The organism is Ruminococcus intestinalis (genome assembly GCF_014288065.1).
Taxonomy (GTDB): domain Bacteria; phylum Bacillota; class Clostridia; order Oscillospirales; family Acutalibacteraceae; genus Ruminococcoides; species Ruminococcoides intestinale_A.
Genome location: NZ_JACOPS010000002.1, coordinates 221,338 through 246,258 on the forward strand (window position 1 = coordinate 221,338; position 24,921 = coordinate 246,258).

Annotated in this window: 19 protein-coding genes; 7 read left to right on the plus strand and 12 right to left on the minus strand. The window is 36.6% G+C overall.

From position 1 onward, the window contains the following. Positions 1–316: 316 nt before the first annotated feature. The 4 genes from H8R91_RS05245 to H8R91_RS05260 all read right to left on the minus strand — a co-directional run bounded on the left by H8R91_RS05245 (position 317) and on the right by H8R91_RS05260 (position 5,119). A complete protein-coding gene (locus tag H8R91_RS05245; protein ID WP_186935166.1) occupies positions 317–1,453 on the minus strand; it encodes a PP-loop family protein in 1,137 nt (378 codons plus the stop codon). A gap of 217 nt (positions 1,454–1,670) precedes the next feature. Then, on the minus strand, positions 1,671–2,339 hold the full coding sequence (locus H8R91_RS05250) for a hypothetical protein (RefSeq protein ID WP_186935167.1): 669 nt from the start codon (positions 2,337–2,339) through the stop codon (positions 1,671–1,673). A gap of 20 nt (positions 2,340–2,359) precedes the next feature. Beyond that, entirely contained in the window at positions 2,360–4,615 is a 2,256-nt protein-coding gene (locus tag H8R91_RS05255) for a lectin like domain-containing protein (protein ID WP_186935168.1), read from the minus strand. A gap of 126 nt (positions 4,616–4,741) precedes the next feature. Next, positions 4,742–5,119: a helix-turn-helix domain-containing protein gene (locus tag H8R91_RS05260; RefSeq protein WP_186935169.1), complete on the minus strand. Its 378-nt coding sequence runs from the start codon at positions 5,117–5,119 to the stop codon at positions 4,742–4,744. A gap of 167 nt (positions 5,120–5,286) precedes the next feature. Here H8R91_RS05260 and H8R91_RS12400 point away from each other — a divergent pair, with 167 nt between their 5' ends. Together H8R91_RS12400 and H8R91_RS05270 are read left to right on the plus strand one after the other, a co-directional pair. Then, the gene (locus H8R91_RS12400; protein WP_186935170.1) at positions 5,287–6,066 is read left to right on the plus strand and encodes a sporulation initiation factor Spo0A C-terminal domain-containing protein; all 780 of its coding nucleotides are present in this window, start codon (positions 5,287–5,289) and stop codon (positions 6,064–6,066) included. A 773-nt stretch (positions 6,067–6,839) separates the two neighbouring features. Next, positions 6,840–7,883, plus strand: coding sequence for a HAMP domain-containing histidine kinase (locus H8R91_RS05270; RefSeq protein ID WP_186935171.1), 1,044 nt, complete (start codon positions 6,840–6,842; stop codon positions 7,881–7,883). Positions 7,884–7,972: 89 nt separating this feature from the next. Here H8R91_RS05270 and mnmA read toward each other — a convergent pair whose 3' ends face one another. Together mnmA and nadA are read right to left on the minus strand one after the other, a co-directional pair. Next, positions 7,973–9,046, minus strand: a complete 1,074-nt coding sequence (gene mnmA / locus H8R91_RS05275; RefSeq protein WP_022233919.1) for a tRNA 2-thiouridine(34) synthase MnmA — start codon at positions 9,044–9,046, stop codon at positions 7,973–7,975. 10 nt (positions 9,047–9,056) lie between these two features. Continuing rightward, positions 9,057–9,974, minus strand: a complete 918-nt coding sequence (gene nadA, locus H8R91_RS05280) for a quinolinate synthase NadA (protein WP_022233918.1) — start codon at positions 9,972–9,974, stop codon at positions 9,057–9,059. A gap of 256 nt (positions 9,975–10,230) precedes the next feature. Here nadA and H8R91_RS05285 point away from each other — a divergent pair, with 256 nt between their 5' ends. From H8R91_RS05285 to H8R91_RS05295, 3 genes are all read left to right on the plus strand, one after another. Beyond that, positions 10,231–10,713, plus strand: coding sequence for an LPXTG cell wall anchor domain-containing protein (locus H8R91_RS05285; protein WP_186935172.1), 483 nt, complete (start codon positions 10,231–10,233; stop codon positions 10,711–10,713). 123 nt (positions 10,714–10,836) lie between these two features. Then, positions 10,837–11,634: a class B sortase gene (gene srtB / locus H8R91_RS05290; protein ID WP_186935173.1), complete on the plus strand. Its 798-nt coding sequence runs from the start codon at positions 10,837–10,839 to the stop codon at positions 11,632–11,634. Next, positions 11,618–13,090: an LCP family protein gene (locus H8R91_RS05295; RefSeq protein ID WP_186935174.1), complete on the plus strand. Its 1,473-nt coding sequence runs from the start codon at positions 11,618–11,620 to the stop codon at positions 13,088–13,090. Before srtB ends, H8R91_RS05295 begins: the two co-directional genes overlap by 17 nt. Before the next feature lie 272 nt (positions 13,091–13,362). Here H8R91_RS05295 and mscL read toward each other — a convergent pair whose 3' ends face one another. The 6 genes from mscL to H8R91_RS05325 all read right to left on the minus strand — a co-directional run bounded on the left by mscL (position 13,363) and on the right by H8R91_RS05325 (position 21,864). Next, a complete protein-coding gene (gene mscL / locus H8R91_RS05300; RefSeq protein WP_022233914.1) occupies positions 13,363–13,791 on the minus strand; it encodes a large conductance mechanosensitive channel protein MscL in 429 nt (142 codons plus the stop codon). Positions 13,792–13,919: 128 nt separating this feature from the next. Beyond that, positions 13,920–15,143, minus strand: a complete 1,224-nt coding sequence (gene tyrS / locus H8R91_RS05305; protein ID WP_186935175.1) for a tyrosine--tRNA ligase — start codon at positions 15,141–15,143, stop codon at positions 13,920–13,922. Between the two features lie 123 nt (positions 15,144–15,266). Beyond that, a complete protein-coding gene (locus H8R91_RS05310; protein ID WP_186935176.1) occupies positions 15,267–17,189 on the minus strand; it encodes a YgiQ family radical SAM protein in 1,923 nt (640 codons plus the stop codon). Between the two features lie 17 nt (positions 17,190–17,206). After that, positions 17,207–19,981, minus strand: a complete 2,775-nt coding sequence (locus tag H8R91_RS05315) for an FtsK/SpoIIIE family DNA translocase (RefSeq protein WP_243237749.1) — start codon at positions 19,979–19,981, stop codon at positions 17,207–17,209. 24 nt (positions 19,982–20,005) lie between these two features. Next, the gene (locus H8R91_RS05320) at positions 20,006–20,968 is read right to left on the minus strand and encodes an undecaprenyl-diphosphate phosphatase (protein WP_186935177.1); all 963 of its coding nucleotides are present in this window, start codon (positions 20,966–20,968) and stop codon (positions 20,006–20,008) included. A gap of 95 nt (positions 20,969–21,063) precedes the next feature. Further along, a complete protein-coding gene (locus tag H8R91_RS05325; protein WP_022233909.1) occupies positions 21,064–21,864 on the minus strand; it encodes a ClpP family protease in 801 nt (266 codons plus the stop codon). 181 nt (positions 21,865–22,045) lie between these two features. On the opposite strand from H8R91_RS05325, the gene H8R91_RS05330 reads away from it, so the two are divergent. Both H8R91_RS05330 and rlmD read left to right on the plus strand, forming a co-directional pair. Then, on the plus strand, positions 22,046–23,344 hold the full coding sequence (locus H8R91_RS05330) for a hemolysin family protein (RefSeq protein WP_186935178.1): 1,299 nt from the start codon (positions 22,046–22,048) through the stop codon (positions 23,342–23,344). A gap of 70 nt (positions 23,345–23,414) precedes the next feature. Beyond that, positions 23,415–24,902 carry a 23S rRNA (uracil(1939)-C(5))-methyltransferase RlmD gene (gene rlmD / locus H8R91_RS05335; protein WP_186935179.1) on the plus strand — a complete coding sequence of 496 codons (1,488 nt, stop codon included), beginning with the start codon at positions 23,415–23,417 and terminating at the stop codon, positions 24,900–24,902. The last annotated feature ends 19 nt before the right edge of the window (positions 24,903–24,921 follow it).

The following is a 24,921-nucleotide window of genomic DNA, read 5'->3' on the forward strand; positions in this document are numbered from 1 at the left end:
GATTTTTCATACAAACCACCCTTGCCTTTCATAATGCCAAACATACTTATTTTTGAATAACCTATAATACCTATCATTTTAGTATGTTTGCTTGATAGAGATATTTTATATCCATATCGCCAAAAAGTCAAGTGTTTTTTCAAACTTGTACATTATTTGGCAGATAAATACAATTACTCGGTTAATAATTCTATAAAAATAGTGATAAAATTATGATTTGGCAATTTTTAAGACAAGCAGCCGCTTTTTATAAACTCCGATTATTAAAAATCCAAAGAAAAAACTCAGCCACAAAATGACTGAGTTTGATTAAAAATTATTTATCGTAATCATCAAGAAAACTGTGCTGATAATCATCTTTCTTATACGAGATAATCGTGTTAAGATTTACATTTTCAACACTGCGGAAAATGTTGCTCTCTATCTGGGGATTTATTTTTTTAAGCTGTGCAATAAGCTGTTTTATTTCCTGTCTTTTTGAGCCTGTATTGCTCGGGTTGCACGATGTGCAGGTATCCGTAAATCTGCACGCACACTGTATAAAATTAAGTTTATTGTAATCTCTCCAATGCTTTATTTCCGCCTCTCTTATAAGGTAAAGCGGTCTTATAAGCTCCATTCCCTCATAATTTGTACTATGCAGTTTCGGCATCATAGTCTGCACCTGTCCGCCGTAAAGCATACCCATTAATATGGTTTCTATAACATCGTCATAATGATGTCCGAGTGCAATTTTATTACAGCCAAGTTCCTTAGCCTTTTTGTAGAGGTATCCTCTTCTCATTCTTGCACAGAGATAACACGGATACTTTTCCACATTATATACCGACTCAAAAATCTGTGTTTCAAAAACCGTAATCGGAATATTCAGCTTTCTTGCGTTGTTCTCAATAACATCTCTGTTTTCAACGCTGTATCCCGGGTCCATTACAAGATATACAAGCTCAAACGGAAATTTATTATGCCTTTTAAGTTCCTGAAAAAGTTTTGCCATAAGCATAGAATCTTTGCCGCCCGAAATACATACGGCTATTTTGTCGTTCGGCTTTACAAGTTCATACTCAATTACAGCTTTTGTAAATCTGCCCCATATGGTCTTGCTGAATTTTTTTCTTATACTTTTTTCAACATCTGCCGCATAATCATCATCGGTAAATTTATCCTTTAGCCAGCCGTAATATCCGTTCACAAGATTTACCGCATCGTAGCCGTCTTCCCGCAACTCTTCTGCAAGAGTATCGCTTATTTGACCGCTTTTGCAGCAAATAATCAATCTCTTATCTTTCGGCAAAATGCTTTTATCATTTTTAATTTTCTCAAGCGGAATATTTACCGAGTTTGGAATATTTCCGTAGTTATAAGAAATCTCATCTCTTATATCAATCACCGTACAAGTGTTTTTATCAACTCTCTTTAATTCTTCAATAGAAATTTCATATTCTTCTCTGTTCATACTTACCTCTGCTGTTAGTAATATGCTACTATTATACTCCCAAATCCGTCTGTCAGCAATACAATTAACGCAAATAATAAAAAGCTGCACCGATTTTCTGTAAAAACAGGAAACGGTACAGCTTAAATAGTGAATAAAAGGAGATTTTTTAATCACTAATAGCGGCATATTTATTTACAAATGTTATAATCCAATATATTCTATATTCAAATTAAAATTATCCTTTTGCAAGTTTTAACTGAAGACTTGTTACATCCGATACAGAACAAACTCCATCCTTGTTATAGTCACAAAGGTTTTTAATCGGTTTTCCATATTTTAATTCGCTATGTTCAAAATCAAGTGAAAAAATAACAGTATTATTATCAGCTATTGTCTTTTGAATAAGTGTTGTGTCGTTAATATCCAACTTACCGTTTCCATCAACATCACCGAGAACAACAACATTACCATAACTATAAGATGAATTTTCGTCAAGCATTACATTATAAAAGCTGTTATGTAAATCTGCAAAATCCATGTCCCATGCATAGCAAATGTCATAATACTCATTGTTTGTAACATCATATACTGCCAATCCAAAACTAAACGGATTGGTACTGCCGGCATTTGAAATAATTATATCATCAAATATACCATGACAAATTCCCGGATCTGTTGACAGTGATGCACTTATAAGGCACCAATCAATATTACCGTTTTCATCGTAATGATAATATTTTTCATTATAATCACCGCAATATGCCGATGAACCTGCAATTTCTTCAATATAACTCTTAAATTCATTTTCAAATTTAGGTTTGTTGTAGCTTACTGCATTTACAGAAGCAACACTGCTTGCGGAAATTGTGGCAACTGCCATTACAAAAGCCAATATTTTTTTCATATTCAAACCTCTCCTTAAAATTATTCAACAGGAAATTTATCTATTCCGTCTGAAATACGCTGTTGTATCAATGTAACATCATTTATCGTTAATGACCTATCTCCATCAACATCAGCTGCTCTTTTTTGTATCGAATTAAGAGCACTAAATCCTGAAAGATAGTAATTTAAAGTTGTTACATCATTGACATTTACTGTATTATTTAGATCAACATCTCCATACAAAATTACTTGTCCTGTCTGCATATCAGGAGTTGATGAAATATTTCCCGGATAAACAACAGAAGTATAATTATCTGATTTTACATTAACTCTAATATATTTCATAAAATAATTTTCAGTAACTGTATATGTACTTCTGTTAGCATTTGGAATATTGCTCCATGGTCCTGTTATTTTATCAGAATACTGCCATTGATAAGATAAAATATTACCATCAATTTTATTATTTTGTTTATTATATGTAGTAGCATTAAGTTTGCTTCCTATTGCAAAATTGCCATCAACTACTACTTTACCCAAGCGTTCTTTAGCTTTAATAATTAATATTTGATCTAAACCATCAGTAAATTCAAATGTAATTTTAGTATCTGAATTTGTATCTAAATTATTAATATAATCTTTCTTGAAAGTAACTTCATTATTATTACGATTATAAATATAATCAATATCTTCATACAAAACTGAACTATCGTTTTCTTTTATAGAGTAAAGCTGATTACCATTCAATTTCATCGTAATTGATAAATCACTACCAGTATTATTTTTTTCGTACTCAGAAAGTTCGGAATTTTCAGTTATAGAATTTTTTCTTAACAGCATTGGTCTAATACAATAATTACCGTATGCTGTAGTTTTGTTTCTACTGCCACACATATCTTTCCAAACACCGTCTCTATAATAAAAGCTTTCTCCCTTATTAGCTACAGCTTTGTACGATGTTGAAGTAGCTTCCCTTGAAATAGATACACTACTATTATTTGTAGTAAATTTAACTATAACTGCATATTTATTATCATCGCACATTTTATAGATATTGTCAAGTGTTGCTGTTATATAACCTTCATGGTTTACAACTCCTTGAGCTAAACTTTCTTCTAAACTTGAAACATCAGGCATTCCATTATCTACAGGAGATATATATATATCATATATATCTCCTATATTACTTGCATAAAACATTACTTTGTTTATTGAATCATATAAATCATTATATTCTTTAAAATTATAAACATTAGCAATGTAATAACTATTTTGGCTAACATTTGCAAAAGACTTGCTAGTTAAAGGAGTAAAATCATACGATAACATATACTCATTTTTTGACATTTTTGATACATTTGTAATCGCAGAAGCAAAACCACTTTCGTTTAACGGTAAATCATAATAAGATACCCAAAAATATCCATTATCATTATTTTGGACTCCCCAACTATTTTTCACAAGCCAAGCTCCATTATGTGGTGGTTGTTCACCTTGCTTAAAATTCGATTTTGAATAATTATCATCCCAACCAACAATGGTGACTGCATGATTAAGAATTGTCGTTGACGAATTATAAAGGGAATTATTTGATATATAATCACCATTATAACCTATTGTTATATATACCGCTCCATTATCTCTTATATTTTCCTTTATTTCATCAAAACTTATATATTGCATACCTGAAACATATGCATTTGTATATGAAGTGTCCATATTTTTAGGACAGGAATAATTTGATAAATAGAATTCATTATTATAATCATATGTATATGGAACATCAACTTCATAATTTGACGATAACCAAGGAATAGAATTATTATCTATAAGCGGATTATTTCTATTAGTCAAATATTGGATATTAGTTTCTATATTTCTACCAGAAGTTAAGCCGTAACTGTAAAATCCGTCATAATTACTTGCTTTATTACTAACTTTCAATTCTTTACTTGTTATAAATTTTGCAGTTTCTTCGGAATAAGCATTTTTAACTCCAGTTTGCATAAATGCCTTTTCTTCAAACATCGCTATACTTGCAAACACGGAGCATGTGCCTTGATTATATTGATTCTTCACCGGAGTAGTATAACCTCTATCTCTTGGATCGTACGAAGAACTAATACCAATATTTGGAATATCGCTATCAGGTAAACTTGGTTTATAAATAGTATCTAAATCAAGTCCATAATTTTTCCTTAACTCAACAGCTTTAACTAACACATTCGATGAAAACACTGTTGAACTAACTATTAAGGAAGCAAACACAATTGATAATAATTTTTTTGATTTCATGAATAATCTCTCCTCTAAATAGTATTATATAAAAATAACTGATGCTTCTTTCTATTAAATTAATTTCAAATCTTTTATTTAACTATATCTATACACTTAATTATAATATCAATAAAACCTATAAATTTATTTATCCTTATATTTTTCATTCATTGCATTAAAAAATCTGACCCACTCCGATTCGGGAATTTTATTTTTCAATGAAAATCGCAGTGTTTTATGTATAAAATCATTTTGGTTTATGTAATCGGCAAGATCATAAGCAACCGCCCTTGAATTTTTGCTTTCGGCTGCAAGGTCAAGCATTTCACCGAATTCATCATCATTAAGTTTTAGCGCATCTCTCAATTTCATTAAAACATCATATGACGGCGCAGGTCTTTTGCCTGCTTCAATACTTGACTGATACACATTAGAAATACCGATTATTTCTGCCACATATTTAAGAGAATAGTTACATCTTGCCCTTTTTTCCTTAATGAAATCGCCAAAATTATCGCTCATAACCCTCACCTTTAATACTACAAATTATTCATTGATTTCATAATATAATCTTAGTATAATTATAAAACTCAAACATAATAAATAATATTACTTTTTATTACACAAAATATTATAAAATGTTGGTTTTCGTTAGTTTTTGTAGTATAATATAATAATGAGGTGATATTGTGAACAAAGTTAACTTACTTATTGTAGAAGATGATAATAATACTGTAGAAGAGTATAAATCTGATATTAAAGGTTTTGAAAATTTTTATATTGTCGGCACTACAAACAACTCCTCAAAAGCCGTAGAAATGGTAAAAGAATACTGTCCTCATGCTGTTATTCTCGACTTGGAACTACATCAGGGCAGTGGCAACGGTCTTTTATTTTTAAAAGGGTTGTCTGAACTTGCATTGCCAAACAAGCCTTTTATACTGGTAGTTACCAATAATATCAGTAATGTTACTCATTCCATAGCAAGAAATTTAGGTGCAGACTTTATAATAACTAAAAATCAAAATGATTTCAGCTGTAAAATGGTACTTGAGTTTCTCAACTCAATTGTACAAACAACGCTGACCTCAAATTTCAGTTCACCGAGCGCCGCAAAAGCCGCTGAACGCATAAGCAACAGCGAAATTATAAGAAATAAAATCTCTGTTGAGCTTGATTTAATAGGAATCAGCCCAAAACTTAAGGGCAGAAATTACCTTGCAGACGCTATTGAAATCACTTGCAATCAGCGTGTAACCAATCTTTGCAGTATTGTGGCGCAAAAATATAAAAAAACCGATGCAAGTGTTGAGCGTGCAATGCAAACCGCCATAAACCACGCTTGGCGAAACACCGATATTGAAAGTCTTGAACGCTACTATACCACATACATAAATCCGCAAAAAGGCGTTCCCACAGTTATGGAATTTATCTATTATTATTCTTCCAAAATCAAAAAAAGCCTGTAAATTTATCCCGATGTTTATTAGCATCGGGATTTTTTTTGCAACAAAAATTTATAAATTCATCATAAAATAACAATTTCTAATTATTATTTTTACATTATGTGATATTTACTCACTATATTAAAAATAAAGCAATTACAGCAACAAATCAGAATTTTCCCGCAAAAAAGGTACACTTTACTTGTAAAACAAAAGTAAAGGAGGTACTGAAGTATGTGGGATGATATTTATGAATTTTTAAAACAACTTTTAGGAAAATAATATAGTGACATTATTTAGCTTGTATGATATAATATTATCATTATAGTAATACGGAGTTAAATATTATGTCAACAAACATTACAGAGCTTTTATATAATTTTGCTATGAATTTTTTTATTAAAGCTCCGACTTTATTTTCATCAGCCTATATTTTTATTAAAACAACAAACATTAAATGCAGCAAATCAAAGTTAGCTTTGCTTTTGACTGCATTTTTTGTCGTCAATATAATTTCGTCTGTTGTACTTTTATTTGACAACAGTTTGGGATTCTTGGCAAGTTGTATATTGTTTATTGTAACTATCACACTGTTTACTAAAAACAATATAAAAAATACCATTTCCATCTCCATTGTTTCAATGGGACTTTCCTATTGCGTACGATTTATCATTGCCTTGATTTTTGCAATTGCATCACACTATATATCATTAGTTACATATGATTTCTTGAATTCGAAAAGTATTTTTACGGCAATTTTTATAGGCATAATACATTTATTATCAACATTCTATATAATGAAAATTAAGAGATTAAAAAACGGTCTTGCCTTTTTCAATAATTCCGATAACTTTGGCATAGGTCTGTTAATATCAGGTTTTATTTTCTTAATCATAGCTCTGCTTGCACAAGACGGCGATAACTACAAATCTATATTTGTATATATGTTTATAGGATTGATAATTTGTTGTATAGGTGCTGTAATTTGGATAAGAACAAACATAACACGGTACTATAAAAACCGACTGCAGCAAAAAGCTGACGAACATTTCAATTCGGTTATTGCAGAAAAAAACAGTAATATTGAGGAACTTACAAAATCCAATGCCTTTCTTTCAAAAATAGTGCACCGTGACAACCACCTTATGAGCTCTTTGCAATATTCTTTAGAAGAACTTTGCAATTGTAACGATAAACAAAAGGAAAGCAAAATAATCACTGAACTTCTTACTCTTGCAAAAGAAAGAAACGAACTCGTGCAAAAAGAACAGGCAGAAAATAAGGTGCTTGCATCTACGGGAAATTCTGTTATTGACGGCGCTCTGCTTAATATGTATATAAAAGCCTCTGCTCACGAAATTAATTTTGATTTGATAGCAAATACAGATATTAACTACCTTATCAATCATTTTCTTTCGCAAACCGAACTTGAAACCCTGCTTTGTGACCATATAAAAGACGCTGTCATAGCCGTTGAAAGCACAGGCAAAAGGAACGGAAATATTCTGACATCTGTTTCTTCGGTTGACGGAATATATGAAATTTCCGTAAGCGACAACGGAATTGAATTTGAAACCGATACTTTACAAAAACTCGGTACCGAAAGAGTTACCACTCACAAAGAAAGCGGCGGCAACGGCATAGGTTTTATGACAACTTTTGATTCTCTGAAAAATTCAAAGGCAAGTCTTATTATTACCGAATACGAACCCGATAAGCCGTTTACCAAAACCGTTACTTTCAGGTTTGACGGTCAAGGAAACTTTATTATAAGATCTTACAGATGCGAAATTCTCAAAGAAAAAATCGTCCGTGAAGATATTTTAATTACTTATAATTAATATTTTGTTTATATGAAGTAATTAAGGAACAGCATTTTCGCTGTGCCTTTTGCATAAAAATCGGCTCACCTAAAGCAAGCAGATTAAAATTATTCTATTGTTCCGCCGCCTACTACTACATCTTCGTCATACAGAACCACTGCCTGACCTTTTGAAATTGCTCTTTGCGGCTTATCAAATACAATGTGCAGTTTGTTATCTGAAAGCTGTTCTACCGTTGCATCCTGTTCAGGCTGATTGTATCTTACCCTTGCTTTTATATGCAAAGGTTTGTCAAGCTTTTCGTAAGCAATAAGATTAATATCTTTTGCGTAAAGCTCTTTTGAAAACAGTCTGTCATTATCGCAAAGTATAACCTTGTTGTTTGCAATATCCTTTTCCTTGACATACATCGGGTGAGGCAAAGCAAGACCAAGTCCCTTTCTCTGCCCTATCGTATATCTTATAATGCCCTTATGTGTACCGAGAACATTGCCGTTTTCATCAACAAAGTCACCAAAATCATACTTTCTGCCCGTGTACTGCTCAATGAACTTTGCGTAATCTCCGTCAGGTACAAAACAAATATCCTGACTGTCGTGTTTTTGAGCATTAATAAGGTTATATTTTTCCGCTATTTTTCTTACTTCGTGCTTTGTAAGTTTTCCAAGCGGAAGCAAGGTTCTTGAAAGCTGTCTTTGAGTAAGCGAGTAAAGTACATAACTTTGGTCTTTTGTTACATCGGGGGACTTTCTCAATAAATATCTTTGCAATCCCTCATCATACTCAATGACAGAGTAATGACCTGTAACTACATAATCAAAGTCAAGCTCATCGGCTCTCTGCATAAGCTTTTCAAATTTAATATATCTGTTGCAGTCAATGCAAGGATTAGGCGTACAGCCGTTTTCGTATGCAGAAATAAAACGGTCAATTACATTTTCTTTAAAGCTGTCTTTAAAATTGTAAACATAATAAGGTATTCCGATTTTTCTGCAAACATTTCTCGCATCGTCAATATCATCAAGCGAACAGCAGGTTTTCTCCTTCTTTTCGCCAATATCCTCGTTATCAAAAAGCTTAAGAGTAATGCCCGTAGCGTCATAGCCCTGCTCCTTTATCAAGCAAGCCGCTACCGAACTGTCAACTCCTCCGCTCATTGCTATTAATGCCCTTTCGGTCATATTATTCTCCTTAACCGCCAAGTCTTATCATCTCGTCAATACATTTCTTTGCGTCTGTAATAGTCTGCTCATCAAGGATAATTTCCTCGCCGCCCTCGCCTTTAAGGCAATTGAACACATCCATAAGAGTGGTAGCTTTCATATTAGGACAAATGAGCTTTTGTGTAAGAATATGGAATTTTTTATCGGGACAATCATACTGCAAATGCTCTGCAATACTGATTTCGGTACCGATGATAAATTCCTTTTTATCACTGTTCTTTGCGTAGTTCATAATGCCCGATGTTGAGCCTACATAATCCGCAAGATCAACAACAGCAGGCTGGCACTCCGGATGAACAAGAAGTTCGGCATTTGGGAACTGTGCCTTTGCCTTTTTAACATCTTCCGCTGTAACGCAAGCGTGAATCGGACAACCGCCGTGCAAAAGTTTAAAATTCTTATCCGGAAGCTGACGGCTTACATAATCGCCAAGGTTGCAGTCAGGGATAAAAAGAATATTCTTTTCAGGCATATTGCTTACAATCTTAACGGCAGATGAACTTGTTACACAAACATCACAAATAGTTTTTAAATCTGCTGTGGTATTTATGTATGCAACTACCGCATAATCGGGATACATTTCTTTTACGGAAGAAATCATTTCTTTATCCATCTGGTCAGCCATCTGACAGCCTGCGCTCGGCTGAGCGAGATAAACCGTTTTATCGGGTGAAAGAATTTTGCAGGTTTCTGCCATAAAACGAACACCGCACATAAGAATGTTTTTATTTGTAACTTTGCTTGCATCTACACTTAATTTATAGCTGTCGCCTGTAAAATCGGCAATTTCGCAAATTTCTCTTGCCTGATAGCTGTGGGCAAGAATACAAACATCTTTTTCTTTTTTTAACTCAAGAATTTTATTTTGAATTTCAGAAATATTCATACATACATTTCCCTTCATTTTTCCTTTTAAGTTTATTATACATTTTTTTGCCTACTATTGCAATAGGTCTTTTTATTTTAAAAATATTGTTTATGTTTAATAGTTAAAAGAATTATAAATTATCACAATTGCCGAAAATTATTTGAATTTTTGTCTTTACTTTATACTTTAATTGTGATATAATACTTAATATATACAAGTAGAGGTTATTCTGCTTAATATTTTAATTGGATAATATAAATAGGAGGTTAGTACAATGAAAAAAGTTGTTTCCCTCGCATTGGCTCTTGTGCTGATGCTTGCAGCGTCTATTCCGGTATTTGCCGCACCAAGTCCTACAGGTACATACACTTATGTAGTAGTTGTTATTCCTACCACAGGCGGCAGCGGTGACTATGAGTTCACTACAGGCATTGATGAGGACGGTAACCAGAATGTTCACCTTACTCCAAAGCCAAAGTCCGGTTATTCTTTTGACCATTGGGTAATTGACGGTCCTTACAGAACCGATCAGCCGCTTACAGATGGAAATCTTGATATTACAATCACAGGTGATATTAAGGTAACTCCTTATTACACAATCAACGGTGAGTCACCTACACAGGCTGTAACAACAGATACTTCTGATAAATCGCCGCAGACCGGTCCTTCAAGCGCAATGCCGTATGTAATAATCGGCTTATCACTTATAGCTGTTGCTGTCAGCGTAACTATTGTTAAGTCAAAGAAATCAAACTAATTTTGCTAATAAAAACAGCTTTCGGTTTTCGAAAGCTGTTTTTTAATGCTTATTATAGTTAAAATTTACAGAAATATTGACACGGTTGTCAATATTTGTTATAATTATTTGATGTGATTTATTATGAAAAAAAATCGAAATAAAATTCTTATCACAATTCTTGTTATTACAATTATTCTGTTAATTCTGTGCGTAATTTATGTTATGTATCAAATGAATACTCAACACAAAGAGCAGGACGATTACAGCAAACTTGCAAGTTCTGTGGCTCCGAGCATAGCTGAAGAAGTTACTTCCCCGTCAATTGACGAAACTCTTGCCGACAATCCTATTATAGATAATCCCATAGATTTTGAGTCGCTACAAGCTCAAAATGACGAAATCTATTCTTGGATATATATTCCCGATACCAACATAAATTACCCTGTTTGCAGGAGTAACACAAACGATAATTTTTACCTGGATCATGATATTTACGGAAATTACAGCTTTTCAGGCTCTATTTATTCACAGTATTGTAATTCTATATATATGCATGACAGGGTAACCGTACTCTACGGCCACAATATGGCAGACGGAAGTATGTTTGCCGATTTATATAAATTTACAAATACGGATTTTTTCAATGACCATGAGTATTTTTACATCTACAGACCTCAGCACAAACTTACCTACCGTATAGTGTCGGTTTATTCATATGACGACCGACATATAATGAATTCGTTTGATTTTGATGACGACAAGGTTTTTCAGGAATACCTTGATTATATTCAAAATCCCAGATCATTCACAAAAGTTGTAAGAGATAATTCGGAGCTGACAATCAATGACAAAATTGTCACGCTAAGCACCTGCCTTAATTCAGGTGACGGACGACTTCTTTTACAGGGGGTGTTAATAAAAGATGAACTCACAAAATAATAACGAAAACAGCAATAATACGGATACTGCCGATAAAGAAACCAAACATTACGATAATATTTACAGCAATTCAAATAAGCAGCCTTCTCAAACAGGCGAAAGCGTGGCAAGTAATGATGAAAAAGGAAATGTGCAATACGCCGACCGTAGTATAAGAGATGATATTAACGACTATAAGTTTGTTAAATCGTATAAAAGCCACGGTCATCATAAACACCATCACCATCATCATTCAAGCAAAGAAAATGCCGATGATGTATTATTGGTACAAAGCTCACGCCCTGCAAAAGGCAGTTCAAATAAAATAAAGAAAAAAAGTTTGAGTACAGGCAACGAAAAATATTTGCTGGAATACGACGAACTTGTAAAAAGCAATCACCCTGCGATGGGTTCTAAGGAACAGAAAAAAGCAATTAGAGAAAATCAAAAAAACAAGAAAAGGCGTTTTAAAAAATGGCAGAGAGTAATACTCACAATTATCAGTACAATTCTTGCGCTTGTTCTTGTTGTAAGCGGGCTTTTGGTATGTTTTATTTACAACGGCTCTAAAGAATTGCTTGACAATACAAATATAATTTCGGCTCCGTCAAATGTAGTTGTTCAAAACGGCGGTCAATATGTTGTGTATAACGGACAAACATATGAATTTAACAAGAATATGACAAGTATTCTTTGTATGGGCATCGATAAAAGTTCTTTTGACGGTGCAAGCGATATAAAAGGCGAAAACGGTCAAGCCGATGTTCTTATACTTGTTGCGATGGACACCTCGACAGGCGAAACTAAGCTTATTAATATATCAAGAGATACAATGACCGATGTTGCGGTATATTCGGCAAGCGGTTATTATGTGGAAACTGTAAAAGAACAGATTTGTCTTTCATATGCTTACGGCGACGGCAAGGAGTCAAGTTGTGCAAATACTGTTACCGCCGTTGAAAGACTTTTCTACAACATTCCGATTAATTCATACTTTGCGCTTGACCTTGACGGTATATCAGCTCTTAATGATGCCGTAGGCGGAGTTGATGTTGTTTCTCCCGAAACCATAGGCGATTTTAAAGAGGGCGAAAGCTATCACCTTGAAGGTCAGAATGCAGAAGCTTTTGTTCGTTCACGAGATATGGAAAGCGTAGACGCAAACAGCAAGCGTATGCAAAGACAGCAGGTATATCTTGATTCATTTATGAATACGGTTCTTGCGCAGACTAAAAATGACATTACAACACCTGTAAGCCTGTTTAATGCCTCTGCCCCATACTCATGCACAAATCTGAACCCGTCGAAAATTTGCTATTTATCACAGAATATGCTTAGCCACAACGGTATGAATATGACAATGGTTTCAGTACCGGGTGAGCTGAAAAAAGGTGAAGTTTATACCGAGTTTTATGTAAACGAAGACGAGTTTTATAAACTGATTCTTGATACTTATTACAAACCGTATAACGGATAAAGCGAAAGCTGAAGTCGATATAAAAAACGACTTCAGCTTTTTATTTTGAATTGCGTTCTATCATTCCAACAAAACCCGTAAAACAAATCCCTCATCACGGAAAAATGTGGGAAAATATTTGTGGACTTTGCCCACACCCACGACCTTTTCAAAGGTCGACCAAACTTTTATAATTGCTTTTCAAATTTATTCCGCTAAACAAAAATTATAAATCAACACAAAAGCTCCCGATTTTTGTATCGGGAGCTTTTAGTTACAGTTATGTATTAAAGTTATTCCTTAGTTTCTGTTTCTGCAGGAATATCGCTTGTACAATGCGGGCATTTTGTAGCCTTGATTGAAATTTCGCTCTGACAGAACGGGCAAATCTTTGTTGTGGGTTCTGCCGGTTCCTCAGGCTTTTTGCCGATTGCCATAATCTTATTTACTAATTTAACAATAAGGAAAATGACAAATGCCATTATAATAAAGTTAATAACCGCAGTTAAGAACTTACCGTATCCAATCGAAACATCGCCTATTGTAAGCGCATACTGGTCAAAATTCATTCCGCCGAACAAACCGAGAATCGGTGAAATGATATCCGAAGTAAGTGAAGTTACAATTGCCTGAAAAGCAGCACCAATAATAACACCGACTGCAAGGTCAAGCACATTGCCTCTCATAATAAAGGTTTTAAACTCGCCAAAAAACTTTTTCATTTCCTAAACTCCTCTGTTAAGATATTTTTAGCAGTTGCCATAACCGCAAAAATACAGAATAATGCAGGACAAACACTTTCCCACTAATAATAGTGGGAAAGTGTTTTTGATTAAGTTAATAAACTGAATTATAAAACAGCCTTATGGAATTTCTTTTTGCCTTTTTTAATTACAACATAGCCTTTTTCAAAAGCAGACTTAGGAACATTTGCATATACATCTGTTACCTTTTCATCATCAACGGCAACACCGCCCTGCTGAATAAGGCGTCTGCCCTCACCCTTTGACGGAATAAGCGCACACTTTGTAAGAAGATCAAGAATTGCGATACCGTCACCTGTAAAGTCAGCGTCCGTAAGCTCTGTAGAAGGCATATTGTCTGTATTTGCACCGCTGCCAAACAATGCTCTTGCAGCCTCCTGTGCCTTGTCTGCCTCTTCCTTGCCGTGAATAAGATTTGTTACCTCATATGCAAGAATCTCCTTAGCCTTGTTAAGCTCACTGCCCTCAAGTTTAGCAAGCTCATCAATCTGCTCAAGCGGTAAAAATGTAAGCATCTTTAAGCACTTGATTACATCTTCGTCGGCTACATTTCTCCAATACTGGTAGAAATCGTAAGGACTTGTCTTTTCGGCTGAAAGCCATACAGCGCCGGACTGGGTTTTGCCCATCTTCTTACCCTCGGAATTAAGAAGAAGATTAATAGTCATAGCGTATGCGTCCTTACCGAGTTTTCTTCTGATAAGCTCTGTACCGCCGAGCATATTGCTCCACTGGTCGTCACCGCCGAACTGCATATTACAACCGTACTTCTTATAGAGAGCATAGAAATCGTAGCTCTGCATAATCATATAGTTAAACTCAAGGAAACTTAATCCCTTTTCCATTCTCTGCTTGTAGCACTCTGCTCTTAACATATTATTTACAGAGAAACAAGCACCGACTTCACGCAAAACATCAACATAGTTGAGGTCGAGCAGCCAATCGGCATTGTTTACCATAAGTGCCTTACCGTCTGAAAAGTCGATAAAACGCTCCATTTGCTTTTTAAAGCAATCAACATTGTGCTGTATAGTTTCTGTAGTCATCATCTGACGCATATCTGTTCTGCCTGACGGGTCACCGATCATAGCTGTACCGCCGCCGATAAGAGCAATCGGCTTGTTGCCTGCCATCTGTAAGCGTTTCATAAGACAAAGTGCCATAAAGTGACCTACATGTAAGCTGTCAGCTGTAGGGTCAAAACCGATATAAAATACAGCTTTACCATTGTTGACAAGCTCTTTGATTTCTTCTTCATCTGTAACCTGAGCGATAAGACCTCTGGCTACTAATTCCTCATAAACTCCCATTTTATTATAAAATCCTTTCTGATTTTGTTTTCATTTGTTAATTATAAATCAAAATTTACAATAGGTCAATACCTAAACTTACATATAAGAACAGGGCTTTGACGGTTTGCATTTACAGTTAATTTATTTCTTTTTTCTTCTGTATTTTGCAAACTTATCTTTTGTCTGTTTTCCGTTTCTGTTACGGGAATTGTTTTTATTTGAATTGTAAGAAGATTTCTGACCTTTATTATTTCCCTTATAATTATTTTGATTACTCATTGGCTGAACAAGACATTTTGAATCATAACCTATCAAATCTTTTCTGCCTGCTTTTATAAGTGCTTTAATTACTTTCTGTTTGTTTTCGGGAATAAAGTATTGCAAAAGTGCTCTTTGCATTGACTTTTCTTCCTCGGTTTTCGGTACATAAACCTCTTTCATTGTATAAGGGTCTATGCCTGTATAAAACATACAGGTCGAAATTGTACCCGGAGTCGGATAAAAGTCCTGCACCTGCTTTGGATGTATATTCTCCCTCTTACAGAACAGTGCAAGTTCCACCGCATCTTTCAAAGTAGAACCCGGATGCGAACTCATAAGGTACGGCACTATGTATTGGTCTTTACTCATACGACCTGTCAGTTTATAGAATTTATCGCAAAACTTTTTATAAGTTTCTATGTGCGGTTTACCCATTCTGTCAAGAACTGCAGCCGAGCAATGCTCCGGCGCAACTCTTAGCTGACCGCTTATATGATACTTTACAAGCTCTTCGAAAAATTCGTCACTCTGATCTTCCATAAGATAATCAAAACGAATACCGCTGCGAATAAATACTTTTTTAATGCCGTCAAGTTTTCTCAATTCTCGCAAAATATCAAGATACTCCGTATGCGACACCTGCATATTAGGGCAAGGAGTCGGAGCAAGACACTTTCTGCTTTTACAAAGTCCCGCCTTTTTCTGTTTTTCGCAGGACGGCAGACGGAAGTTGGCTGTAGGGCCGCCCACATCACTTATATATCCTTTAAATCTCTTATCGTTAAGAAAAGACTTTGCCTCGTCAATAACGCTCTGTTTACTTCTTACCGTTACCGCTCTTCCCTGATGAAATGCAAGCGAACAGAAATTACAAGCGCCAAAGCAACCACGGTTATGAGTAATTGAGAAAAGCACCTCCTGAATACCCGGTACACCGCCGAGTTTTTCGTAACACTGCGGATACCATCTTTCATACGGTAACGAATACACATAATCAAGCTGTTTTGTGTCAAGCGGCTGCATAGGCGGATTCTGAATTAAAATACAGTTGCCGTGGCGCTGAATAAGAGTTTTGCCTCTTACCGCATCTGCCTCTTCGAGCTCTTTTCTGGCAGCAATTGCATAGTCCTTTTTGCTCTCACAAACTCTTTCGTAACTCGGCAGTTCCACAACGGTTTTCGGAACATAATCGCTTGTCTTTACAGCGTAGCAAATACCACGGATGTCATACAAAGCCTCTACGGGATAACCCTCCGACAAGCGCTTTGCCATTTCAATAGTTTGCAGCTCGCCCATTCCGTAAGAAATAATATCTGCTTTACTGTCAAAAAGTACAGACGGCATTACGGTGTTTTTCCAATAATCATAATGAGCAAATCTTCTTAGCGAGGCTTCAAGTCCGCCGATAATTATTACCGAATCGGGATAAAGTCTGCGGATTATATTTGAATAAACAGTTACAGCTCTGTCAGGACGCTTGCCGTTTTTACCGCCTGCCGTATAAGCGTCATCACTTCGCTTACGCTTTGCAACGGTATAATGTGCAACCATACTGTCTATATTGCCTGCCGTAACAAAAAATCCGAGCCTCGGTTTGCCAAACTGTAAAAAGTCGGCGTCATTTTTCCAATCAGGCTGAGAAAGGACTGCAACCTTATAGCCACAGTCCTCAAGCACTCTTGTAATTATGGCAGCACCAAAAGACGGATGGTCAACATAACTGTCACCCATTACATATACAAAGTCAACTTCGTCCCATCCACGGGCTTTAACCTCTTTTATATTCATCGGTAAAAATGCCATAATATCACCTATATAATTTATTCATCGTCACTGCCCATAATATTACGGTGTTCAAGCCATTCATTATAGGTCATAAGTACATCTCTCGGTTTTGAACCCTGGTGAGGGCCTACAACACCCATCTGCTCCATATCGTCTATCATTCTGCCGGCTCTTGCATAGCCTACCTTGAGTCTGCGCTGAAGAAGTGAAGTAGATGCCTGTCCTGCTTCAATTACGCATTTAATTGCATCTTCCATTTTTGAGTCAATTTCAATATCATCGCCGCCTCTGTCATCGCCTTTTTTACCCTGAGTAATTTCTTCTGCGGCAATTCTCTTGATTTTTTCTTCAATCTCCGCATTATATTGAGCGGAAGAAGATTTTTTAATATAATTTGTTACACCCTCAATTTCCTCATCGGATGCATAACAACCCTGCACACGCATTGGTTTTGGCGCACCTACAGGCAAGAAAAGCATATCGCCTCTGCCTATGAGTTTTTCCGCACCGCTGAAATCAAGGATAGTTCTTGAATCAATATTTGAACTTACTTTAAGCGCAATACGGCTTGGAATATTTGCCTTGATAAGACCTGTAATTACATTTACCGTAGGTCGTTGCGTTGCAACAAGCAAATGCATACCTGCGGCTCTTGCTTTTTGAGCAAGTCGGGCAATGTACTCTTCCACCTCGCTCGGAGCTGCCATCATAAGGTCGGCAAGCTCATCAATGGCAATTACAATTCTCGGCATTTTTTCCTTTGGCACAGGAAGTCCGTTTCTCTCAAGTACAGGCTGAACAAGCTCGCCGTCTTCATTTTCTACAGGCGGATTTTCTGCCATATACTTAAGATTTTCTTCTATAAGCTCATTGTATGCGTCAATATTTTTACAATAGTATTCCGAAAGAATCTTATATCTCTGCTCCATTTCGGAAACCGCCCATCCAAGCGCACCCGCCGCTTTCTTAGCGTCGGTTACTACAGGAATAAGCAAATGCGGAATACTTCTGTACTTTGTAAATTCAACCATTTTGGGGTCAACAAGCAAAAGTTTTACTTCGTCGGGTGTAGCTTTGTAAAGGATACTCATAAGAATTGAATTTACACAAACAGATTTACCCGAACCCGTTGTACCTGCAATAAGCAAGTGAGTAAGTTTTGACAGGTCGGTAACCACAATTTCACCTGAAATATCTTTACCGAGTACGCAGGTAAGTTTACTCTTTCCTCTTCTGAATTCATCGGAGTCAATCAACTCACGCATAGTAACCATACTTACAACCTTGTTCGGTACTTCAATACCGACTGCGGCTTTGCCCGGAATAGGAGCTTCGATTCTTACTCCGTTTGCGGCAAGGTTAAGTGCAATATCGTCTGAAAGGTTTGTAATCTTGCTTATCTTTACACCCGGAGCAGGTGAAAGTTCATATCTTGTAACAGACGGACCACGGCAAATATTTACAATAGACGCCTTTACATTAAAGCTGTCAAGCGTATCAATGAGTTTTTTCGCATTGTTATGCATTTCTTCCGCAGCATTTTTATCGTTATTGTTTTCTGAAAGACTTAACAGCTGAATAGGCGGAAAATGATACTCGGGCTTTTCTTCTTTTTCTCTGATTTCAACAGGAGAATAGCTTGCATTTTCAAGTTCTTCTTCAAAGCTGTTTTCTTCGTTATGTCTGTTCTCTTCGTATGACGGAACCGGCTCGGGTTCTGTTTCTGCTTTATGATTCTTTTCATCAAAGTTTTTGCTTGCTCTGTTGATTATGTCCATCAAATCGTCAGAAACATTTTCATTTTCGTTATGTTCATTCTGTATTATTTCTTCTTCGTATTCTTCACCGTATACTTCCTTTTCGGGACTTTCATAAAACTGCGGCTCTTCAACTTCATCTGCAACTTTTGACGCATCTTTAGCATCTGCTTTGTAGTCGCAGTCAACCTCAAGTTTTCTGTTAAGCTTTGTTTTGTTATCATCGTGAGTGCTTTCATCAAGAGGAATATCAATGCCGCTCCTCTTGCCTCTGCGTTTTTTCTTTTGAGGAGAAACTATGGTTTTGTCATTCTCTCCACCTGCAATAAACATCTCACGCTGTGCCTCTTCCGTCTCACGCTCGGCAATGTACTCACGCCTTACCCTTGCTTTTTCTTCGCTCTTGTGCTTTACATATGTAACACCTTGCTCAACCTTTGATGCGGCAGCTTCTGCAATATCATTGATTGAAAGATTTGTAATGCCGAAAATAACGGCAAGCAATACAAGAATACAAATCAATACCGTCGGAACATTTCCGATTAACGATGCCATAGGATAACCAAGCAATCCTCCGATAAAACCGGCGCCGAATGTAAAGTAAGATTCACTTTCGAAAATATCGAGATAAAGTTCGCCTGCACAGGCAAGATAACCTTTTTCCGAATGAGGAGTGCCAGTTGCAACATAAATCAATGCTCCTATCAGCAAAACAATAAGTACGCAGAGTGCTACCTTACTTTTAAAATGCTGTATTTGCTTTTCCTTGTCCGTAATGATTGCCATATACATAAGAAAGACGGGAACAAGAAATGTTGCAAAGCCAAATACTCCAAAAAGTGCGGAACGAACCGTACTCCATAAATTTACGCTCTGAACAAATATTAAAATTACAAAAAACAGTGATAAAGCACCAAGGATAATTGCTCTTATCCTTGGTGTCAGCAAAGGTTGTGATTCAGGTATCGGTTGACTTTTTTTAGTGCTTTTTGCTTTTGAGGAGGTTGATTTACCTGAAGCTTTCTTTTTGGTTGTCTTTTTCTGGGTTGCCAATTTATACTACCTCCGCTAAAAGCATTATTGAATCATTGCACCGGTAAAGACATTTGCTCCTGTGTTCATTTCAATGCAGGAAATAACAAGGAATACTATACCTACAAGTGCAGTATATACTACGAAAATTATCATTTTGTCGGTCTTTAAGAACCATTTGAAAATAAGAATTGCAAAGTAGCCTACAATTGCAGAAACTACCATACCAACTATAATTACCACAGGGTCAATTGATATGCCCTCCGGACTTTTTATTGCGTCAACACCCTCAAGAAGAGCTGCCGCAAGTATTGACGGAACACCGAGAACAAATGTGTAATCAAGCGCTTTCTGCTTGTTTATGCCTCTCATCTCACCGACTGCAAGAGTTGAACCCGAACGGGAAATACCGGGGAAAATTGCAGCAACAAACTGCATAAGACCTACGCATACAGCGTCAAGAACATTAAAGCTCTCTTTGCCTGCCGAATTTTCGCTGTGCTTTGCATTTTTTAAATGCTTAAAACCTGCGTTTGAACCGATAGTTCTCTTGTTGCAGATAATACCGACAGTAAGCAAAATACTTGTAATCATCAAAGAAATCGAAACCACAATCAAGTATCTTTCGCCTGTAAGAACATCGGCAAGATCTTTAATTTTCATATCCGTGCCCGGAATAGGCAGGAATAACAGGAAAAGCGGAAGAAGTCCTATAATGAGCATCATAATAAGATTTCTTTCGTAATTCATCTCTTTCCATTTAAATTTACCTGTAAATACATCTTTAACAAGTGAGAAAAATTCCTTGATAAGACTCCATATAAGCTTATGGTAAAAAGCAACTACCGCTACAAGTGTTCCCACATGGAGCATAACATTAAAGAAAAGGTTATTTTCCGTTGCGCCCAAAATATGCTGTGTAATAGAAAGATGTCCGCTGCTCGATACAGGCAAAAACTCTGTTAAGCCCTGCACGATGCCCTGAATGATTGCATCAATAATTGACATAATATGTACTCCTTTAACCATAAAATATGTAAGGGCGACTTTTGACCGCCCATATAACCGCATTTATTTATATGCGGTTACTGTAAAAAATAAAATTATCTGCCACGTTTTTTACGGGTCTTATTGCGTTTTATCATTGTGTACAGGCAGTCAATTGCATCCGAAACCGTGCCGACCTCGTCAATAAGGCCTTCACTGACAGCCTCTTCCCCCTCAAGAATCGTTCCGATGTCCATTACAAGTTCGCCCGTGTTGAGAACAAGCTCATTGTACCGTTCTTTTGAAATATCGGAATTTTCCGCAACAAAGGTTGTAATTCTGTCCTGCATACGCTGAAAATACTCAAAAGTCTGCGGAACGCCGAGCGTCAGTCCCGTAGTTCGCACAGGATGCACAGTCATAGACGCACTCGGTGCAATAAAACTCTTGTCTGCCGCAACGGCAAGCGGTATGCCTATGGAATGTCCTCCGCCGAGCACAATTGAAACCGTGGGCTTTTTCATTCCCGAAATAACCTCGGCAATGGCAAGACCTGCCTCTACATCTCCGCCGACCGTATTTATTAAAATAAGCAGTCCGTCTATTCTTTCGTCCTCTTCAATAGATACAAGCAACGGAATAACATGCTCATACTTGGTCGTTTTATTCTGTTGCGGAAGAATGTAATGTCCCTCAATCTGTCCTATAATTGTCAGACAATGAATTACGCTGTCTTTATGCGTAGTGAGCACCGAACCTGTTTCTTCTACCTGATCCGTATGCTGTTCGTCAATGGGACTGTCTTTTTCAAGCGACTTTTTTTCGGGCTGTTCGTTCGGATTTTTTACTGTATTATCAACCCTTGACTTACCCGATTTTTTTGCTGTGGTATTCTTTTCTTTTGCTTTTTGTGCCATATTAATGCACCTCCGAAAAATATTTTTTCCAAAAATGCGTTAATAATGTATTTGGCAATTAAATATTATAGCATTTATAGCAATATATTTCAATCTTTTTGCTCTTTTTTCTTAAAAACAATAATGATATAAAAGAATTATAGTAGTATAAAAGTAATAATGTTTTTTGGAGTGAATTTAATTGGCATCAAACATAGTAATGGCGATAGTAATTTTCGTACTTATTGCATTGTCATCGTTCTTTTCCGCAACGGAAACGGCATTTTCTTTTGTAAACAAAATCCGTATTCAAAAGAAGTCCGAAGACGGCGACAAAAAAGCAACAACCGCTCTTTTTGTTATTGAAAATTTTGACAAAGCACTTACCACCATTCTTATCTGCAACAATGTAGTAAACCTTAGCTGTTCATCACTTGCAACGGTATTGTGTATGGCACTTTTCGGCGACTACGGTTCAGCTATTGCAACGGGTGCAACTACTTTGCTTGTACTCACATTCGGTGAGGTGCTTCCTAAATGTTTGGCAAAAGAAAATTGCGACAGCTTTTCTCTTAAAACAGCAGGCATAATAAAGTTCTTGATGTTCATTTTAACCCCGCTTGTGTTTATCCTTGTACAATTCAAAAGCCTTGCCCTTAAGATTGCAGGCGGAACAGAGGATGCACCGAGCGTTACCGAAAATGAGCTTAAATATATAGTAGAAAGCATTGAAGAAGAGGGCGTGCTTGAAGAAAGCGAAAGCGAGATGGTTCGCCTTGCACTTGACTTTGACGAAAAAACTGCCGAAGAAGTCATCACACCTCGAGTTGATGTTACATTCATAAGCGTGGACGATTCGCCGGAGAAAATTAAGAATTTAATCATTGAAAACAGATACTCAAGAATTCCTGTATATAAAGATACCGTTGACAACATTGTCGGCGTACTTCACACAAGAGATTATCTCGAAAAACTTGCGGACGGCATCGCACCGGATGTGCGTGACATAATGCAGCCGCCGTACTTTGTATTCAGAACTCAACCTCTTTCAAAAATTCTCAGCACTTTCAAGAGAATAAAAGTTCACCTTGCAATCGTTACCGACGAATACGGCGGAACTCTCGGTATTCTCACAATGGAAGATCTGCTTGAAGAAATCGTCGGCGATATATGGGACGAGGACGAAGAAATTGAGCACAACTACTACAAAATCGGCAAGAATGAATTTCTTGTAAACGGCGACCTCGAGCTTGACGATATGCTTGCGCTGTTCGATCTTGACGAAGATTACATTGACAGTGACAGCATAACCGTTGGCGGATACATTCTTGAAAATGCAGGCAGTATTCCGAATAAGCGTGAAAGCGTAGAGGCAGGCGGTTTCCGCTTTACGATTATGGAAGTGGCAAATCAGAGAATTATTCGTGTTGTTGTAAAAAGACTTGTTGATGAAAGTACAAGCGAAGAAAAAACAACAGACGAAAAAGAAAAAGAAGAATAATACATACAAAATAAAGAGCCAAGCACCCAAAGCCTTGGCTCTTTTCAGATATTGATACGGAGAATAAATTATGAGCAATACAAAAGAAAACATAAAAAGAGGCAGCTGCCCCGTATATAAAAAATGCGGCGGATGTCAGTTGCAGAATCTCACCTACACCGAGCAACTTAGCTTTAAACAGAAAAAAGTTGAAAAACTACTCTCAAAATTTTGCAAAGCAGATAAAATAATCGGTATGAACACACCATATCATTACCGCAACAAGGTTCAGGCAGCGTTCAGAACAGATAAAAACGGTAAAATAATTTCGGGTGTCTACCAATCGGGAACTCACCACATCGTCGGCATTGACGAATGTATGACAGAAGATGTAACGGCGGATAAAATCATAGTTGCCGTACGAAAAATGCTTAAATCTTTCAAGCTCACAACCTATGACGAGGACAAGCAGAGAGGTTTTTTAAGACATATACTTGTAAAAAGAGGCTTTGCAACAAACGAAGTAATGCTTGTTTTGGTAACAGGCACTCCTGTTTTTCCGTCAAAAAATAATTTTGTAAAAGCGATTACCAAACAGTTTCCCGAAATCAAAACAGTTGTTCAAAATATAAATCCGTACAGAACAAACCTTGTGCTCGGCGATGTGCAAAAGGTACTGTACGGCAAAGGATACATTGAAGATATTTTGTGCGGATGTAAATTCAGAATTTCACCAAAGAGTTTTTATCAGATTAACCCTGTGCAGACCGAGGTGCTTTACAACAAGGCAATTGAATTTGCAAATCTGAAAGGCAAAGAAACAGTGCTTGACACCTACTGCGGAATCGGCACAATCGGAATTGTTGCCGCAAAGCACGGTGCAGGCGAAGTTATAGGCGTTGAACTTAACAAAGACGCAGTCAAGGATGCGGTGCAGAACGCAAGAGCAAACAATTTGAAGAATATAAGATTTTATCAGGGCGATGCAGGCGAATTTATGGAGGCAGTCGCAGAAGAAAGCGAAAAGCCCGATGTAGTATTTATGGACCCGCCGAGAGCAGGCAGTGACGAAAAATTTCTCTCTTCCCTTATAAAAATGTCGCCAAAAACAGTAGTATACATCTCCTGCAACCCCGAAACCTTAGCAAGAGATTTGGCATACTTAGATAAGAACAGCACATATAAAATCCAAAAAATCCAACCCGTAGATATGTTCCCACATACAGCGCATATTGAGACGGTAGTTCTTTTGTCCCACAAAAAAGCCGACAGTTATATCCACATTGATGTGGAGTTTGGAGAGGGCGAGGGCAAGATTCCGGTAGATAGTATTGCTAAAAGAGCCGAAGCGTACAAGCCCAAAGAAAAAGTGACCTACAAAATGATTAAGGAGTACATAGAAGCGAAATACGGCTTCAAGGTACATACCGCATATATCGCAGAGGTAAAGCGAAATTTGGGATTGCCGATGTATGATGCTCCTAATGCGGTAGAAGAATTGAAACAGCCGAGGAAACATCCGACACCAGAAAAGGTAGAAGCAATCAAAGATGCACTTCGTTATTTTGCAGTGATATAAAACTTTACTTACAATCGAA

Bases quoted from the DNA above. Each gene is read 5' to 3' on its own strand.
- H8R91_RS05245 (WP_186935166.1), bottom strand. From the start codon at position 1,453: ATGAACAGAGAAGAATATGAAATTTCTATTGAAGAATTAAAGAGAGTT.
- H8R91_RS05250 (WP_186935167.1), bottom strand. From the start codon at position 2,339: ATGAAAAAAATATTGGCTTTTGTAATGGCAGTTGCCACAATTTCCGCA.
- H8R91_RS05255 (WP_186935168.1), bottom strand. From the start codon at position 4,615: ATGAAATCAAAAAAATTATTATCAATTGTGTTTGCTTCCTTAATAGTT.
- H8R91_RS05260 (WP_186935169.1), bottom strand. From the start codon at position 5,119: ATGAGCGATAATTTTGGCGATTTCATTAAGGAAAAAAGGGCAAGATGT.
- H8R91_RS05270 (WP_186935171.1), top strand. From the start codon at position 6,840: ATGAAAATTAAGAGATTAAAAAACGGTCTTGCCTTTTTCAATAATTCC.
- mnmA (WP_022233919.1), bottom strand. From the start codon at position 9,046: ATGACCGAAAGGGCATTAATAGCAATGAGCGGAGGAGTTGACAGTTCG.
- nadA (WP_022233918.1), bottom strand. From the start codon at position 9,974: ATGAATATTTCTGAAATTCAAAATAAAATTCTTGAGTTAAAAAAAGAA.
- H8R91_RS05285 (WP_186935172.1), top strand. From the start codon at position 10,231: ATGAAAAAAGTTGTTTCCCTCGCATTGGCTCTTGTGCTGATGCTTGCA.
- srtB (WP_186935173.1), top strand. From the start codon at position 10,837: ATGAAAAAAAATCGAAATAAAATTCTTATCACAATTCTTGTTATTACA.
- H8R91_RS05295 (WP_186935174.1), top strand. From the start codon at position 11,618: ATGAACTCACAAAATAATAACGAAAACAGCAATAATACGGATACTGCC.
- mscL (WP_022233914.1), bottom strand. From the start codon at position 13,791: ATGAAAAAGTTTTTTGGCGAGTTTAAAACCTTTATTATGAGAGGCAAT.
- tyrS (WP_186935175.1), bottom strand. From the start codon at position 15,143: ATGGGAGTTTATGAGGAATTAGTAGCCAGAGGTCTTATCGCTCAGGTT.
- H8R91_RS05310 (WP_186935176.1), bottom strand. From the start codon at position 17,189: ATGGCATTTTTACCGATGAATATAAAAGAGGTTAAAGCCCGTGGATGG.
- H8R91_RS05320 (WP_186935177.1), bottom strand. From the start codon at position 20,968: ATGTCAATTATTGATGCAATCATTCAGGGCATCGTGCAGGGCTTAACA.
- H8R91_RS05325 (WP_022233909.1), bottom strand. From the start codon at position 21,864: ATGGCACAAAAAGCAAAAGAAAAGAATACCACAGCAAAAAAATCGGGT.
- rlmD (WP_186935179.1), top strand. From the start codon at position 23,415: ATGAGCAATACAAAAGAAAACATAAAAAGAGGCAGCTGCCCCGTATAT.